Source organism: Collinsella aerofaciens (assembly GCF_015561195.1).
Classification (GTDB): domain Bacteria; phylum Actinomycetota; class Coriobacteriia; order Coriobacteriales; family Coriobacteriaceae; genus Collinsella; species Collinsella aerofaciens_AC.
On record NZ_JADMSU010000004.1, the window covers coordinates 141,132 to 156,904 of the forward strand.

12 protein-coding genes are annotated in these 15,773 nt (G+C 55.9%); 2 read left to right on the forward strand and 10 right to left on the reverse strand.

The genetic code is table 11. The features are described from left to right. Positions 1-67 precede the first annotated feature (67 nt). The 5 genes from I2H81_RS05625 to I2H81_RS05645 all read right to left on the reverse strand — a co-directional run bounded on the left by I2H81_RS05625 (position 68) and on the right by I2H81_RS05645 (position 5,666). Positions 68-874 (reverse strand): hypothetical protein, encoded by an 807-nt coding sequence (locus tag I2H81_RS05625; RefSeq protein ID WP_161161664.1) that lies wholly within the window; start codon positions 872-874, stop codon positions 68-70. Between the two features lie 55 nt (positions 875-929). Then, the gene (locus I2H81_RS05630; protein WP_195644875.1) at positions 930-1,604 is read right to left on the reverse strand and encodes a hypothetical protein; all 675 of its coding nucleotides are present in this window, start codon (positions 1,602-1,604) and stop codon (positions 930-932) included. Between the two features lie 39 nt (positions 1,605-1,643). Continuing rightward, the gene (locus tag I2H81_RS05635) at positions 1,644-3,020 is read right to left on the reverse strand and encodes an SPFH domain-containing protein (RefSeq protein ID WP_195644876.1); all 1,377 of its coding nucleotides are present in this window, start codon (positions 3,018-3,020) and stop codon (positions 1,644-1,646) included. Positions 3,021-3,405: 385 nt separating this feature from the next. After that, on the reverse strand, positions 3,406-4,899 hold the full coding sequence (locus I2H81_RS05640; RefSeq protein WP_195644877.1) for a zinc ribbon domain-containing protein: 1,494 nt from the start codon (positions 4,897-4,899) through the stop codon (positions 3,406-3,408). Positions 4,900-5,048: 149 nt separating this feature from the next. Then, entirely contained in the window at positions 5,049-5,666 is a 618-nt protein-coding gene (locus I2H81_RS05645) for a zinc ribbon domain-containing protein (RefSeq protein ID WP_161162532.1), read from the reverse strand. A gap of 139 nt (positions 5,667-5,805) precedes the next feature. Between I2H81_RS05645 and I2H81_RS05650 the strand changes: the two genes are divergently transcribed. Then, on the forward strand, positions 5,806-7,164 hold the full coding sequence (locus I2H81_RS05650) for a hypothetical protein (protein WP_195644878.1): 1,359 nt from the start codon (positions 5,806-5,808) through the stop codon (positions 7,162-7,164). Between the two features lie 95 nt (positions 7,165-7,259). Then, positions 7,260-8,642, forward strand: coding sequence for an ATP-binding protein (locus I2H81_RS05655; protein ID WP_161162530.1), 1,383 nt, complete (start codon positions 7,260-7,262; stop codon positions 8,640-8,642). 41 nt (positions 8,643-8,683) lie between these two features. Here the strand turns inward: I2H81_RS05655 and I2H81_RS05660 are convergent, their stop codons facing one another. The 5 genes from I2H81_RS05660 to I2H81_RS05680 form a co-directional block, all read right to left on the reverse strand. Continuing rightward, positions 8,684-10,303, reverse strand: a complete 1,620-nt coding sequence (locus I2H81_RS05660; RefSeq protein ID WP_161162529.1) for a zinc ribbon domain-containing protein — start codon at positions 10,301-10,303, stop codon at positions 8,684-8,686. A gap of 1 nt (position 10,304) precedes the next feature. Next, positions 10,305-11,522 (reverse strand): zinc-ribbon domain-containing protein, encoded by a 1,218-nt coding sequence (locus I2H81_RS05665; protein WP_195644879.1) that lies wholly within the window; start codon positions 11,520-11,522, stop codon positions 10,305-10,307. A gap of 450 nt (positions 11,523-11,972) precedes the next feature. Further along, positions 11,973-12,671: a phosphoribosylglycinamide formyltransferase gene (purN, locus tag I2H81_RS05670; protein ID WP_195644880.1), complete on the reverse strand. Its 699-nt coding sequence runs from the start codon at positions 12,669-12,671 to the stop codon at positions 11,973-11,975. Continuing rightward, positions 12,661-13,764: a phosphoribosylformylglycinamidine cyclo-ligase gene (gene purM, locus I2H81_RS05675; RefSeq protein ID WP_055251557.1), complete on the reverse strand. Its 1,104-nt coding sequence runs from the start codon at positions 13,762-13,764 to the stop codon at positions 12,661-12,663. The genes purN and purM overlap by 11 nt, the downstream gene beginning before the upstream one ends. A 156-nt stretch (positions 13,765-13,920) precedes the next feature. Next, positions 13,921-15,591 (reverse strand): amidophosphoribosyltransferase, encoded by a 1,671-nt coding sequence (locus I2H81_RS05680; protein WP_148331751.1) that lies wholly within the window; start codon positions 15,589-15,591, stop codon positions 13,921-13,923. Between the last annotated feature and the right edge of the window lie 182 nt (positions 15,592-15,773).

Here is a 15,773-nt window from a genome sequence, read left to right on the forward strand (position 1 = left end):
CCACCTTTCAGTTTGCACTGTTTAGATCATCCAATAGCTTTAAGCGAGTAAGCGCCCGCCATCTGCTTTATTGAGAGGCCATGCTTCGGTATTGCTCGGACACCTGCTGATAGGCCACAAGAAACTTCTGTTTGTATTGGCTCGCCTTCATCGAATTGACGATGCGACCGACGGGCTCCACATAGTGTTCGAAAAAGTACGAAGTCCTTCTTCGTAACGCAAACGAACCAGTTTTATAGGGGGACCCGGGGTTCTCTCTAATGCCCTTGAGTAGTGCAAGACACGTTTTGGGTGTATTGCAGTTGGCGGCAATATCTTGATAGAAACTCTCCCGCTCTGCAGTCATAAAGTCTTCCGAAGCATACCGCGCTATGCAGAACGGGCACACAGCATCGATAAAGTTCTCAAGTCGAGACCGATCCTCCATGCTCTGCATATTGGCGACCACGAGCGATACCATCTGAACCTCAAAGTCACGCATGTTGTAGAGCGTCGACTCAAACAAGTCGATCAAGTCACGCACCTCATCATATTCGAGAGGGATATCTTCGGCCCTTTTAAAGAAAACCGTCATCGAACCCGAAAGACCTTCGCAAAACTCATCGCAGTACGCAACCATAAACTGTGCCGCCGCGTTGTCTTGCATCATATTGAGCACGTCCGCGGCAAATTTGCGGGCCTCCGGGAAGTTGCCGCCCTTAAAAAACTTGATGGCATTGTCCTTGGCAAACGCGATTTTGCCCGTGGCCCCCAGACGCGCCCGCGAATAGTACATCTCGCGACCGCACTGGTTGCAATGAACCTTTCGAGTTGCGGGGTCAAACTCGACATCGGTGCTGCCGCAGCCCTCGCAAGTTATTCCGTTGATTTCCAATAGCTTCCCCCACTTCAACCATCAAAGTGCCCTGGTAAAAAGGCAGCGCGAGCCCTTATTTGACAGCGGTCAGCGCCGCATTGCGCTTTTTCCAGATATTGCGCGCATCATGGACAAGGCCAACCGTAACATCTGCCGGCTCATCGGCACTCATGGAATTCGAGACCGCCTCAAGCGCGGCGGAGAACTGTCGCTCGATCTCTTGAACATGGGGGTGCGACATGTTGGAACTAAAGGAGATGTCATCCTTGAGCCCTTTGAGTTCGGCTTTAACCTGAGCGTCCTCCGCTACGGCAAGAAGCTGCCCCACATATGATCCGAACTGTGCCGTTTGAACCGTCTTTGCGAGGGCGGCGGCAACCTTTTGGTCTGCCCGGCGGGCATAGGAGCCAAGACCCATCTGCACAAGGACAAGCACAACGAGAAGAACAACGTTTGCGACAACCGGGATCGTGCTGCCGCCCCACCCATACGCCACAAACGCAAAGTACGTATTGGCAAGAAGGGCAACAACAAAATAGGCACAGCTGGATGCAATCGGCAAATAATGGATTTCGGTCGTGCTTTTGACCGTGGACTGCTTATCGGACATGGTAGCCGAAATCGAAGCCACCGCAAAAGCCAAAACCCCAAAACCAAGCGACATAGCAAAGACGATAGGGTTCATCAGCGCGTTTTTGCAGACAAACATGATTACAAGCCACGCCACCAAGACGATTGCCTCGCCCAAAATGACACGTTTAACAGAACCGTTCATCTTTGTTTCTCCTTATTGGATCTTAGTTCCACAATCGGGGCAGAATTTGGTCCCTTCCGGCAACTCGGCTCCGCAGCTCGGGCACCTTGGCGAGGTCAACCGGTTCCCGCACTCAAGGCAGAACTTGGCACCGACCGGGTTAAGATGCCCACACGCCAAACACGCAACACCCTGCTCGAGCTTTTGTCCGCATTCCAGGCAGAACTTAGCACCCATCGGATTAACGTTTCCGCAACCGGGACACACGAGACCGTTTTGCATACCTGCGGACGCGGAAGCCGTTCCAACCATGGGAGCAACAGCGCCCATGGTCTGGTTGGCCAAGTTGGAGAAGCCAGCTCCAAATGCACCGCCCATGCCAACGCCCATGCCGAGTCCCATGCCGGCTCCCATGAGGCCCGATGCGGCACTCCCCTCATTGCCCGCAGCACTCTCCATTACGTCCATGCCGCGCTCCTGCTGATAGTTGTAGCCTTCGCGCGCACGCTTCCTGGCAAGTGCCTCGGACTCGATGTCCATCTGGGCAGCGTTACCCTGTGCCTCGAGAATGCTCCGCTTACGCTGGATCTTCATCTCGTTGATGGCGGCAAGATCCTCTTCGAAGGGCTTGATGCTGTTGAACGAGAAGTTATCGAGCGTGAGGCCAAACTCATCGAAATAGTTAACGAGCCTTCCCTGCATCTGAGACGAGAAATCGCTCAGATGTGTCGCGATTTTTAGAACGGAAACCCCTTGGTCAACAATCGCCTTAGCAAGCAAGTCGGGAACATACTCAAGGATTTTTGCCCGCATAAAGGAGGTAAGTTCTTCTCGCGTATAGCGATCTCGCGTGCCCACGACCTTAACAAGGAACTTCCTCGCCTGAATGGGAACCAGACTCGAGTCGTTCTGCTCGATATGCACGCCAAACAAACCGAAGGCGCGAACGTGAACGTTGACGTCTTCCTCAGGGTCTTGAACGATGATGGGCTCGGTCGTGCCCCAGCGTAGCTCGTTCATGTAGTTGGTATTGATAAAGTACACAACGGAATGAAACGCCGAGCTACCGCCGGTAAGCGAATGAGCGGCATTGCGGAACGGGGCGAATCGGCTGTCTCCCGTGTCGAGCTTGATCTTGCACGGACCGACAAACACGCTTACCTGAGAATCGCCGGCACCCGTAGCGTCAGTAGAACTGCCCGCCCCCATATTGTTGGTAAAAACGGCAATCTGCGATTGCGCAACCTGAAGATAGGACCCGTTGGGAAAATCCTCGTAGGGATAGCGGAATGAGACAAGCGAGGCATCTTCGTTGTTGCCAGGCTCCCATTTGATATTGTCGACAGAAAAGGCACCGAGTATTCCGCTGTGCTTTTCTTCCTTTTCGTTATCGCTATGGAACAGAGACATGCTGATTCCTTTCGTTAATCCCAAACCACGCGCTCCGCGTGTCTAATGAATTGCGAAATGCCGAGCCGACAGGCGCATCGAAAGCCCGTGCGTCTCAATCTATCCCCCAACTTAGCTCGGTTAATTTTAGCCCTCAAGTCATCGCATTTAGTCACCCGCCGGCGAGCGGTAATAATGTCGCACCTTTGGTCAACTGACGAAGAACCGGGAGGGTTCGAACCCCAGATACCCTTTTGGGGCATACCCGCTTAGCGGGCGAGTGTCTTCGGACTCTCGGTCAGCTCTTCGTAACGGCCGTTTTAGCTGTAACTAAACTCGTCGGATGGAACAAGGGGAAAGGTATAGGAGCCGCGCACGCCGTAATGCCAAAATGCCTCGGCTAAAGTTACTCGCTCTCGTGATAGGCCATAATCGACCGGCACGGATACCCTTCAGAGCCGCATTCCGCAGACGCTACGACCTTTCCGTCTTTATAAAACTCGACGTACCAAACGTACGTTGCCGCCCCCTCCCAATAGCTTGGCCTATCAGCGACCTTGTACGTAATAGAGGCGTCATCTGGCACAATCAACTCGCGCTTGGCGTTTGCAATGAACGCATCCATGTCGGCGATCACGCCATCGTCGCCCGCAGCGGCCTCCCCATCGTCGCCGCTATCGGATGCCGCTTCAGATGGTGCTTGAGATGCGCCAGTTCGATCATCTGCAGTGCCAGAGCCGTCCTTCAAAGAGCTCTCCGAAGGCTCCGCTCCTTTGAATGCCTTCCACATATCGCTGCTTGCAGACGGCTTTTCAATGTCGGCCTCCGGATGCTCCCCGGCAATCTCGTCAAGAATTTTACACGCTTCTTCACGCCCCTGGACCATCGTCTCCTGTGGTTTGCCACCATCCTCGACAGTCCTCACCAAGTAGGCGCCATTCTGTCTATCGAATTCCTTATTTTGAATTTGCACCGCGTCTACGACCTCAGGACCCTTTGCAGTAAGCGAAATATAGAAATCTGCCTGGTTACAATCCTGTCTACAAGTAAATTTAACGATGCCGTCCTTGCAGACAGTAATGACTTGGCTCTCACCCTGAGCAATAAAACCGTCATACCGATTCGTCATATTGCTGGAGCCTTCTACCATCTCTGACGAAGGCATAACCGAAACGGCCTTTCCATCAACAAAGCAGTAGGCACCTACAATCGCCGAAATATCGTTCTGCGCATCGACAGACCCAATAAGTAGCTCGTCAATTCCGTCACCGTTCAAATCATCGAAAGCATAGTAGTAGTTTAAAAAGCCGGGAGCATTCTGGCTGTCATAAACGAATATCTGCCCCAGCCCAGAATCATCGCCGCGCCCCAGAGCCCAGTCGTCGTAGTTGGCAGTACCAGCTCCCTTCTGCTCGCAATAGCTCACAAAGTCCTCGTAACGCGCAACCACGCCCTCGTAGGCCTCGTGCGCTTTCTTGTTAGCTGCCGCGACCTTCTTTTTAGACGACTTATTCTCGACTGCAGCCGGCTGTTCCTGCTGCTGCAGCTGAGGCAGCACAAAGGCCTCGTAAGCTTTGACCAGTGCGTAGGCGACACCAGCGGTAAAGATGATTGCTGCAAGAATGGTGACAAACGTAGGCACGGCAAAACGGCCGATCTGCCGACGCTGCATCATAAAGGCCGCAAAGGACATATGCTCAGAGGGCGCCGGAGAAGCGCTCTCTGCGCGAGATGCAGCAGGATCGCTCGTCGCTTTTCTATCAGCAGGCGCCTTTGGTGTACCTGAAGGAAGCGGCTGCTGAGCATTCGCCGGCGCATCATCCACATCCAACGGTTTTCCGCATGCGGAACAGTATCGCGCCCCGTCTTTGATCTTTGCCCCGCAGCTTGCGCAGTACATATATCCCCCCTAGAACTTCAGCATATCGAAACGATAGCCCACAGCCTGCAAACAGAAAAGGCCCAGGACAATTTGCTCGATTGTAAACCTTTTCTTTCACCTTTCAAATTCGCCTGACCCCACGCGGAAGGCATGCGACGGGCTACTTGCTAGGCGCGAGCCATGTGCAGCTTGATTACCTTGAAGATGATGTTGGCAACCGAGACGATAGGCCAAAGTGCCACCATCGTCATCGGGGCTAATTCGGGAACAACCGGAACCGCTCCGTGAATCACGCTGCCCAACCAGTAAAAAAGCATCAGAACAACGACAGGAAGGCCCACGAGAACCACAAGTTCGATTAACATAATCGTGATACCGATAATGCCGCCACCATAGACAAAGGGAAGCCTTACACCGCTGCGGTACAGCGAGATAATCACCTTCCAGGGACCAATCAGAAGCAGCGCCAGCAGAATCATATAGTCGAGCCCCAGCGAGCCCCCTCCCAGCACGTAATTGAAAAAGAGCACATAGAGCAACGAAATCACCGACGCTCGCGTAAGGGACCCGATGGACTCGCGAAGTGAATCTTGCAGGCAAGCAGCGGCCTCTGCATCCTCCGCCGCTTGAAACTGAGCCTCGACAGACTGGCTCTCAATCGGCCGGGCCTCAACGTAAATCGCATCTCCCGCCGTGCTGGCCGCAGCCGCGACCGTAGGCGTTCCGCACACGCCGCAGAACTTGGCGCCGTCGTTAATCTCTGCTCCACACTGTTTGCAATGCATGATCGGGTCCTTTCTCGTTACCCCTTTTCTTGACGATCACAAGATACGATTTGTCGTTTATCCGATATAGGGATTTTGACCGAGTAATTTTCCTAAACGTGCTACGCTATTAAACCTGCAGCTAGAGACAGGGGTAACAATGTTTGAGTTCTCCCAAACACGCACCGTTGAAGGTTCGATTCCGTTTAAGAAAGTCAACCTCATAGAGAACGAACCCAATAGGTCCGTTGGCGAGGCCCAGCTTGTCTTTGAACTCTACATGCCCACCGAGCTGGCCGGCAGCAAAAGCAACGAAGGGCCCGCACACAGCGAGCGCCATGCCGATCTGATCAGGCTGGCATCATGCATCGAACCCACCGCCGTTAAAGAGCAGCCCTTCCGCGCAAGCCTCTTTAACGTACTTGACTACGCCGAACAGACCGGGCCGCTTTTTGGCAAGCACGCAATAGAATCCGTACGCGATTGGGGCAATGCCGCGATGGCAGCACTTATTGCCATGCGCATCCAGGAATACCTCAACGGGAGCTGCACCATCGCAAAGGTCTCCGCATTGGAAAGAATCGAGAAATCAGTGGTAACCTGCGCGGCAAACGGGTCATCCTTCAAGATCTACACCACTATCCTGAGGGCGGGCGGAGATTATACCAACTCATTCAAAAGCCTGCCCATCGTGCGCAAAATCGAATCCGATGCGGGATATTTCTACGCCTTTATGTTTATGATCGACGAGGAAGAATCCCTCGTTGCACTCAACGTGCTCTCTTTTGAACACGAGCTCACCGCCAATGACTTCAGTGTTTTGCAGGCGATGTTCTACATGGACGAAGACTCCAGCTTGGAGATTTCAGCACGACTCAAGGTCAACAATAGCGAGGAGAGCTTCTATGTAATCGACCCTCAAGCAGATATCCAGGAGCGCCGCGAAGAACTTGACGACGATGACCGCGATGCGCTCACCGCTTTGGTGCAGGCGCTCGTGATCTCGCATCTCTCGGGCGCGCACGTGGATGTGTTCCAGGGCAACGAGTCCACAGGGTTCCTTTCCTTTGACAGCTATCTCTCGTGGCTCTGGTTTGATTTTTCGCGCAAGCTGAGCACCGTTAAAATTGGCTATTGCGAGCAGTGTGGACGCGCCTACTCACTTGCCGGACATCGAGGCGTCAAACGGCACTACTGCAGCGATCGATGCAAGACCGATGCCAAAAACGAGCGCACGCGCAAGGAGACGGCAAAGATACGCGAGTTGTTTGGAACGGGCGCCAGCGTACGCGACATCGCCAACGAGATAGAACGTCCCGCGGCCTACGTACGCTCGCAGCTCAATAAATGGACCAAGCTCAAGCACGATCTGGATGAAGACATTGAGTCAAACGGCTTTGACAGCTCCGAGCTACTCAAACGTTGCACCATTGAGAAGCTCGACCTCAACAACCTCCTCAACGCCAAGCGCAAAAAGCAGATTCAGGACTTCGCCAAGCTCAAGCGACTCGTTAAGTAGAAGCCCTGTCATTTCTTCTCCGTCCGACTGGAAAATTACTCACATACGTGTTAGTACTATATATGTTAGTAACACGCATATGAGCGAGGCATGCCATGTTTGTCGGACGCCAGAGTGAGCTTGAGTCCCTAGAAACCGCTTATCAAAAGGGTTCCTTCCAGTTTGCCGTAGTCTACGGAAGGCGCCGCGTGGGCAAAACAAGCCTGCTTCGCGCTTTTACGCAGGATAAGCCCAGTGTGATCTTCTTTACCGGGCAGCAAACCGTTGCAAGCGAAAACCTTGCGCTGCTCAGCCGCGAGATGCTTGGTAATAGTGCCGCAGGAGCAGCATTCCCTTCCATCCAGGTTGCACTCGAGTCCGTCTTTGAACGCGCCAAAGCGGAGCAAGTCATTCTGGTCATTGACGAGTATCCTTACCTCGCCGAGAGCGACCCGGGCGTGTCGTCGTGTCTGCAAACGCTTATCGACCGACACAAAGACAAGAGCAACCTGTTCTTGGTGCTCTGCGGATCGTCCATGAGTTTTATGGAACACCAGGTGCTTGGACACCAAAGTCCTCTCTATGGGCGCCGCACCATGCAGTTGCGCATCGACCCCTTTGTCGTTTTCGATGTAGCGCAAATGCTTCCCGATGCACCCATCGAGAGAATTATCGAGCTGTATTCCGTTGTCGGCGGCATGCCGCTCTATTTATCGCAGCTTGATAGCACGCGCTCCACGCAATGGAACCTTGAGCACGCTCTGTTGCGCCAAGATGCGTTTCTGTACGCCGAGCCCCAGAACTATCTGTTGCAGGAAGTCCGAAGCCCGGCTATCTACAATGGCGTCATAGCCGCCATCGCTAACGGCTGTGTACGTCCCAAGGAAATCGCCGATGTCACCCGACTCGCAACGCCACAAGTCGCGCGATTACTCGACGCATTGATTGATCTGCGAATCGTTGAACGCGTCACGCCCGTTGCCAAAGCAACAAAACGTCAGGTGGTCTATCGAATCTGCGATAACCTGTTCAGGTTTTGGTATCGATTTGTTCCGCAGTACACGGGAACAATTGAAGAGGGGCTCGGAGCCGCTGTTGCCGCGCGTATCGTCAAGCGCGATTTGTCTACCTTCGTGGGCCCCACATTTGAAGAGGTATGCCGCCAGTGGTTGATACGACAGGTCGTTGAGGGCGAGCTGGATGTACTGCCCAAGGCAATCGGCTCTTGGTGGGGCACTAACCCGGCAACGCGTCACCAAGAAGAGATTGACATTGTATTAGAGGATGCCGATGGCGAGTTCGTCGTTGGCGAGTGCAAATGGAGAAACGAGCCCGTAGATACCGACGTTCTTGAAACGCTCGAGCGGCGCAGTGCGCTGCTGGGCCGGCCGATCAAACAGTATTACTTGTTTAGCAAGGGTGGATTTAGCGAAGCGTGTCAAAATAGAGCGGCTCAAGCAAGCAGCGCGAGGCTTGTTGGACTCGAGCAACTACTATAAGAAAGGGGCTTGGAAACAGTTTTCCAAGCCCCTTTCAGTTTTTATTCGATTCCCACCTTTTTGAGCGTATCTTTGGTGACTTCCGCAACTTGATTGGGATCGACGTGGGATTCCCCCGAAATAGTGCCGTAACCTGAGGTTGAGAAATCAAGGAAATAATATGTCCGGTAATTGTGCCCATAGCCAAATTGCTGATATAGGGCATTATAGTCCGTCTCGGAAATTTCCTTGCCCTCCGACGCACAATAGTATTCGTAGCCATTGCCCTCGCTCGGCGCAACTCCCCAGGACTCGTAGTTGCTTACAAGCGAAAAAGCATCGCTTTTCTTGCCATATACCGAAGTATTGTCCCCGGCCAAAACCTGCCTTCCAGCAAGCAATGCCGTAATAGCATTGCTCATCTCATATGTTCTTTGGCTTACGAGGATGCTGTCGTCATCCGCTTTAATCAGCGGAAGAAACATCGTTCCTCCGTTGCTGTTATCAAGCCAATTTTGACTGTAAAGCCTCTTGATGCCACCATCAGCTGACGACCAAACCTCTACGGTGTAGGACTTCTGAAGTCCCTCCATATCTCCATTCCAGGCACTCTTTAGTTCGTCATCGCTCATACCGTTCACAACGGTCAAGAGCTCAGGCTGGCCATCCTGATCAAAATCAACGAGGTCGACAAGACAAAGCCCTCGCATCGCATAGACAGAATCAGTCACCTCAGCAATTTGCGGCTCTCCATAGCACGCGAGGTATTCCTGGCACTTTTGCTTGTAAGCGGCATGCGTAGCGGTATTGTCCGCAGCGGTGCCTCCATCCTTCTTGTCGCCTTCGCCTGTCTTTGTATCGGCCTCGTTGGCCTTAGGCACCTCGAGGGAAACCTCTTTTACGGCATCAGCGGATTTAGAGTTATCGACGGCTTTGACGGGAATACTCCACTCGACTTTTGACTTGGAGTCCTTAACGGTGAGGGTATATTTTCCCGGTTTAACATCGGGAAACTGGCTTACCGTGAAGCCCTCGTCACCCTTAACCTCAGCGTTGGTGCTGTAGCCGTTGTCGCCGTTCAGGGTCACCGAGTACTTCTTGAGTTTCTCGCCCTTTGCGTCGGTCGGGGTGATCTTGGATTCTTGGACCACCACGATGGCCTTGTCCTGGCCGTAATGGGCAACGTCGCCGCCGGACTTGCTAAAGAACAGCAGGTAGCTAAAGATGGCAATGACTGCCAGGCCAACGACGACACCAACGATATAGAGCGCCTTGGGCTCCTTTTTCTGTGCGGATGCATTCGCCGCAGGAGCAGGGGCTGGCGCCGCGACGGGCTTGGCGACCGGATTGCTCAGTTTTGGTCGGTCGGCACGCACGGCTGGAATCGAAGGCGTTGCACCGGACGACACGTCGTCTTTAGGCTGGTCGTCTTCTTCGTCCGCTACGGGCTCGCTCTCCACGGGCGACTTTTCCTCCCCCGCCTCGGCACCGGCGAAAGGCTCCTTCTCCGTTTCGTCGCTAGCGAAAATCTCTTCCGCAGCCTCATTGATAACGGAAGGTTCTTCTGCCACTTCGTTGCTGACAGAGTTCAGCACCGCCTTTGCATCTTCGAGTGCATAGCCGCACTCGGTGCAGTATCGCAAATCGCCATCAAGCTCAAATCCACAGTTGGGACAGAACATGTTAGTCCTCCTTATCGACTTTCACCGTTGTACCGTCCTTGACCTCATCGGGGGTTACTTCGGACCCCACTTGAGACCCATCATCCCAAGACGCAACCAAAATCTCGCAATTGCCGTCCGCAAAAGAACCGAGCTCATAGTCTTCGGTGCGATACACCAGTCCCTTGGATGTCACATACAAGCATGTTGAGCCCTTGATTGAATAGTCTGAAGAATTGCTCCGCATGAGCATAGAATTGTAATCAGGCGGATACTCTCTGCCCATTTCCGTAAGATACGGCCAAACTGCCGAACTCATAGAACTGGCAAGATCCTCGGTATCAATGCCAAACATGTCCTGAGGGCTGACAGTATCACCCGTATGCAAATCAAAAATAACACCAGTCACATACGTGTCGCCATGCGGACCCCATCCCGTCGAATAGCGCTCGTCACGGATACAAAAATAGTTCTCATCCATGTACGTAACCGTCACGTTTCTCGATATGCAGGGAAATTCGCCGTCGGGGTACAGCTCAGCATCTGATTGCTCATTATCTGATGCTCGATTCGTTCGCTCCGCATCAATTTGAAGGGGCTCGAGAATCGCCTTGTTAATTTTGTCTGCGACGTCGTCTTTGGCGGAGCTCTTAAGTTGCGGATAGGACCATTCCATGTCAGTCCGCTCGCCCTGATTGAGCATAGGGTCGACCGGAGCAGACACCGTCAATGACTTTGCCTCCAACGTATAGACAACTTTTTCGGCCGCCCTCTCGTCCTTCTTGGGTCTTTCGGTCGCTTGCTCCTGTTGCACGGATTGCTGCTGGAGATTGGGCTCGATGACGTTCTTGTAGAGCATGAAAGCAGCGTAAGCGATGCCTGCCGCGGCGATAAATGCGGCGATCATGATAGCAAACTGCGGCACCAGGCGGTTACCGACCTGACAGCGTTGCATAAAGAGGTTGTACATCTGGGAGTGACCGCTACCCGCGGTCTTCGAGACCGGCTCGGGACTCGGTTCTGCCGTGGACTCGACATTCGCGGATCCTATCGCAGAGTCCGTTTCGGTATTTGCAGACTCCAACATGACTTCAGCGGACGAGGACTCTCGCGCCAGCGGCTCGGCGCCGGACCCTTCCTTGGCCGCAGTTTTACCCGAGAGTCCTTCCAAGGGCAGCCCGCATTCGGTACAGTACCGCGCATCGTCACTGATCTTGCTACCGCATTTGGGGCAAAACATGGGCTTTCTTCTCCGATTCCCTTTAGTCTCACTGAGTCGTAAGTTACTCACGTGCTGTACGCTACGTAGTTTAACCATTTCTTAAGCAAGCCAATGGACCGCTTGAACAGACGCATACCCACTCAAGTGACCCTATACCGGCTAGTTATCCTGGCTCATGGCATGAGTGTCAGTGTAAGAATTTTCGCTGAACAGGTCCGCCCCCTCGAAGTCCGAGCCGATGCTCAACTTGAAGCCATTTTTTGCCGAGATGGAGAAATCGCCGCTGATATCCATATCATGCTCGCGGCCAACCGCCCTCATTTTCCGAAGTCCCACCCGTCACGTTATCAGGAGCCCGAAGTCAAAGAGATAGTAAAAGCCGATTGGGGCACATGTGATTCCATATGCCCCAATCGGCTTTATAGTCGTTTACGCCTCAGAGAAACCTAGGTGACCCGTTTACACGCGCTAGCGCGCCGGGTCAACTGCCACCTTGCCGCTCTCCAGCACGTGGACGCGCCCGTCGGCGAGCATCTGCACGACCTCGGGGTACAGCACGTGCTCGATCGCGTGGATGTGCTCCTCGAGCGTGCCGACGTCCCAGCCCTCCTCAACAGCCAGCGCGCGCTGGGCGATGATGGGGCCGTTGTCGTAGATCTCGTTGGCAAAGTGCACGGTCACACCGGTTACCTTGACGCCGCGCGCAAAGGCATCGTCGATCGCATGCGCGCCGGTAAAGCTCGGCAGCAGTGCCGGATGCAAGTTGACCACGCGGTTGGGAAACGCCGCCAGCAGCGGCGTGTGCACCATGCGCATGTAACCGGCCATGACCACATATTCGCAGCCGCGCTCGAGCAGCTCGTGCGCGATGATCTCGTCGGCGGCGATGGGGTCGGCATAGACATCCTTGGACAGCGTAAGCGTCTGGATGCCCGCGCGCTCAGCGCGCTGCAAACCCTTAGCCGAAGGACGGCTCGACACCACAAGCTCAATCGAAGCGTTGAGCTTGCCGGCGGCGATCAAATCAATCAGCGCCTGCAGGTTGGTACCCGAACCGCTGATGAGCACACCGATCTTGAGCGGCTCGGCCGTATCGGTGCCGGTCGGACGGGTGTAGGGCACAAAGCCCAGGCCCTCGACGGCAGCCATCTGCTCGTTAGCGCTCATCGGAGTACACGACCTTACCGGAGCCCTCGACGCACTCGCCCACGCGGAACGGCTTCTCGCCCAGCGCGACCAGGGCCTCGGTCACCGCGGCCTCGTCCTCGGGGGCGACGATCAGGCACAGGCCAACGCCCATGTTGAAGGTCTTGCACGCCTCGTTGGGCGCAAGCTCGGCCTGGCGCGACACATAGGTGATGACGGGCGGAACGTCCCAGCCCATCTCGGCACCGTTGCGGGTGACCACGGCGTCGACGTCGTCGGCCAGCGCGCGGTTGAGGTTCTCGGTAATGCCGCCGCCGGTGATGTGTGCGATAGCGTGCACGTTGGCGCCGCCGCGCAGCAGCTCCAGAATCGGCTTGACGTAGATGCGCGTGGGAGCCAGCAGGGCGTCTGCCAGCGATGCGCCGCCGAGTTCCTCGAGCGGACGGCTCAGCTCCTCCGCCTTAGCGGCGGCCTCGGGCGTGCCCGGCTTAATGCCGTCGACGCCGATGACCTTGCGCACGAGCGAGTAGCCGTTGGAGTGCACGCCGGTGGAAGGCAGACCCAGGATCACATCGCCCGGGCGGACGTTTGCGGGGTCGAGCATCTTGGGACGGTCGACGACGCCCACGGTAAATCCGGCAAGATCGTAGTCGGCAGGAGCCATAACGCCCGGGTGCTCGGCCATCTCGCCGCCCACGAGCGCGCAACCCGCGAGCTTGCAGCCGTCGGCCACGCCCTTGATAATCTTTGCCATGTGCTCGGCCTCGATGTGGCCGATGGCAACATAGTCCAGGAAGAACAGCGGCTCGGCGCCCGAAGCCAGAATGTCGTTGACGCACATGGCGACCAGGTCCTGGCCCACCGTCTCGTGGCGATCCATGATCTGGGCGAGCACGAGCTTGGTGCCCACGCCGTCGGTACCGCTGATCAGAATCGGGTCTTCCATATCCTTGAGCGCGGCGGCCGAGAATAAGCCACCAAAGCCACCGATACCGCCGATGACCTCGGGACGGTTGGTGTCCTTAACCATTTGCTTAATAGCGTCGACGGCGCGGCCGCCCTCGGCGGTATCGACGCCGGCGTCCTCATACGTCACATGCTTGCTGTCGCTCATCTGGACCTTCCTCTCCCACTACCGTCCGCCGCCCGGGCGCCAAACGGTGCTCATAGTTGCGTTCATTTCGGCGCGTGCCATAACAGCACGCGCCGTCATATCAACAAAACAGCAGGTAAAACCTACCAAAATAAACCTGTCCCCACATGGCAGATTTTAGGCCTCGCCGTGCTCCTCTTCCCAGCTGCGGTCGTCGTATTTCTCGACCACGGCGTCGTCGTCAAAGTGCAGCGGCTTGTCCAGGTTGCGGGGCTTAAAGCCCTCCATAAACTTGTCGCGGCCAAAGCTCTCGGGAATCGCCACGGGGTAGCGTCCGGTAAAGCACGCATCGCAGTAACCGCCCTTGGGCATGACCTTCAGCAGGCCCTCGACCGAAAGGAAGGCCAGCGAATCGGCGCCAATGTACTCGCAGATCTCGTCGACCGTCTTGTTGGCGCTGATAAGCTGCGACTGCACGTCGGTATCGATACCGTAGAAGCACGGCCAGATGACCTCGGGCGAGTTGATGCGGATATGAATCTCCTTGGCGCCGGCGTTGCGCAGCATCTTGACGAGCTGCACCATGGTGGTACCGCGGACGATGGAGTCGTCGATGACGACTAGGCGCTTGCCTTCGATGTTGTCGCGCAGCGGGTTGAGCTTCATACGCACGCCCATGGCACGCAGCTCCTGCGTAGGCTCGATAAACGTACGGCCCACATAGCGATTCTTGATGAGGCCCTCGCCAAAGGGGATGCCGCTCTCGTGCGAATAGCCCTCCGCGGGCGGCAGGCCGGAGTCGGGCACGCCGATGACCAGGTCGGCCTCGACGGGCTCCTCATGTGCCAGCTGACGACCCATGTCATAGCGGCAGGCGTAGACGCTCTTGCCGTTCATGATGGAGTCGGGGCGAGCGAAGTAGACCTGCTCAAAGATGCAGTTAGCAGGCTCTTCGGCGGCAGGCACGCCTTGCTCGGACACAAGGCCCTCGGCGCTGATGCGCAAAATCTCACCGGGACGGACGTCGCGGACGTACTCGGCGCCCACAATATCGAGTGCGCAAGTCTCGGAGGCGACGACCCAGCCGCCGGCGCGGGTGACATGGGTGGTGGCGTCAACCGTCGCGGCGCCGTCCTGCGACGGCAGCTGCGAAACGGATGCGGCATCGGCCTGGTCCAGGCCCTCGTCCACCAGCTTGCCCAGCACGAGCGGGCGAATGCCGTGCGGGTCGCGGAATGCGTAGAGCGCCTGCTCATTGATGAGCGTCATGGCGTAGCCGCCGCGCACGAGCTCCATGGTCTTGCGAATGCCCTCGCGCAGGTGGCCCGTACGCTGGGTAAAATAGCCGATAAGCTTGGTCGCGACCTCGGAATCCGAGTTGGAGAGGAATGGCACGCCCAGCTCGATCAGCTGGCGGCGCAGCTCGTCGGTGTTGACGAGGGTGCCGTTGTGCGCGAGCGCGATAATGACGCTATTGATGGTAGAGAGGTGCGGCTGAGAGGCTTCCCAGCTCTTGGCGCCGGCGGTGCCGTAGCGCACATGACCCACGGCCAGCTGACCGGAGAGCGTCGACAAGTCGGCATTGGAGAACACGCGGTCGAGCAGGCCCAGATCCTTGCGGACCATAACCGTACCGCCGTCACCAACGGCGATTCCCGCCGATTCTTGGCCACGGTGCTGCAGTGCACGCAGGCCAAAGTACGTCAGTCGAGCCACGTCGCGATCGGGCGCCCAGACACCAAAAACGCCGCATTCCTCATGCAGCTGGTCGGAGTCCGGATCATACGTCGACATGGCGTTCACCTGTCCCGCGGCGCGCTCGGCCGCGCGGATGGTTTCTTGAGACATGGCATCCCCTCAGAGCCTCGTATTTTGGCGTTACCCGCCTTATTATACGCACGGCGCGACGCGCTCCCCAGCGCATGAGCAGCGCTTTTTAAAAGCCCACCGAGCTAATAATCCGTTTTGCGGCCAAACATTTTATTGGTCTGCCCAGTGCAAGCGCCCGCGCCCCCAGGTGGCTGCCGCGT

What these genes read in the sequence shown, in the direction of transcription:
- I2H81_RS05635 (WP_195644876.1), bottom strand. Translation starts at nt 3,020, where the DNA reads ATGTCTCTGTTCCATAGCGATAACGAAAAGGAAGAAAAGCACAGCGGA.
- I2H81_RS05650 (WP_195644878.1), top strand. Translation starts at nt 5,806, where the DNA reads ATGTTTGAGTTCTCCCAAACACGCACCGTTGAAGGTTCGATTCCGTTT.
- I2H81_RS05660 (WP_161162529.1), bottom strand. Translation starts at nt 10,303, where the DNA reads ATGTTCTGTCCCAACTGTGGATTTGAGCTTGATGGCGATTTGCGATAC.
- purM (WP_055251557.1), bottom strand. Translation starts at nt 13,764, where the DNA reads ATGAGCGACAGCAAGCATGTGACGTATGAGGACGCCGGCGTCGATACC.
- I2H81_RS05645 (WP_161162532.1), bottom strand. Translation starts at nt 5,666, where the DNA reads ATGCATTGCAAACAGTGTGGAGCAGAGATTAACGACGGCGCCAAGTTC.
- I2H81_RS05655 (WP_161162530.1), top strand. Translation starts at nt 7,260, where the DNA reads ATGTTTGTCGGACGCCAGAGTGAGCTTGAGTCCCTAGAAACCGCTTAT.
- I2H81_RS05640 (WP_195644877.1), bottom strand. Translation starts at nt 4,899, where the DNA reads ATGTACTGCGCAAGCTGCGGGGCAAAGATCAAAGACGGGGCGCGATAC.
- I2H81_RS05680 (WP_148331751.1), bottom strand. Translation starts at nt 15,591, where the DNA reads ATGTCTCAAGAAACCATCCGCGCGGCCGAGCGCGCCGCGGGACAGGTG.
- purN (WP_195644880.1), bottom strand. Translation starts at nt 12,671, where the DNA reads ATGAGCGCTAACGAGCAGATGGCTGCCGTCGAGGGCCTGGGCTTTGTG.
- I2H81_RS05665 (WP_195644879.1), bottom strand. Translation starts at nt 11,522, where the DNA reads ATGTTTTGCCCCAAATGCGGTAGCAAGATCAGTGACGATGCGCGGTAC.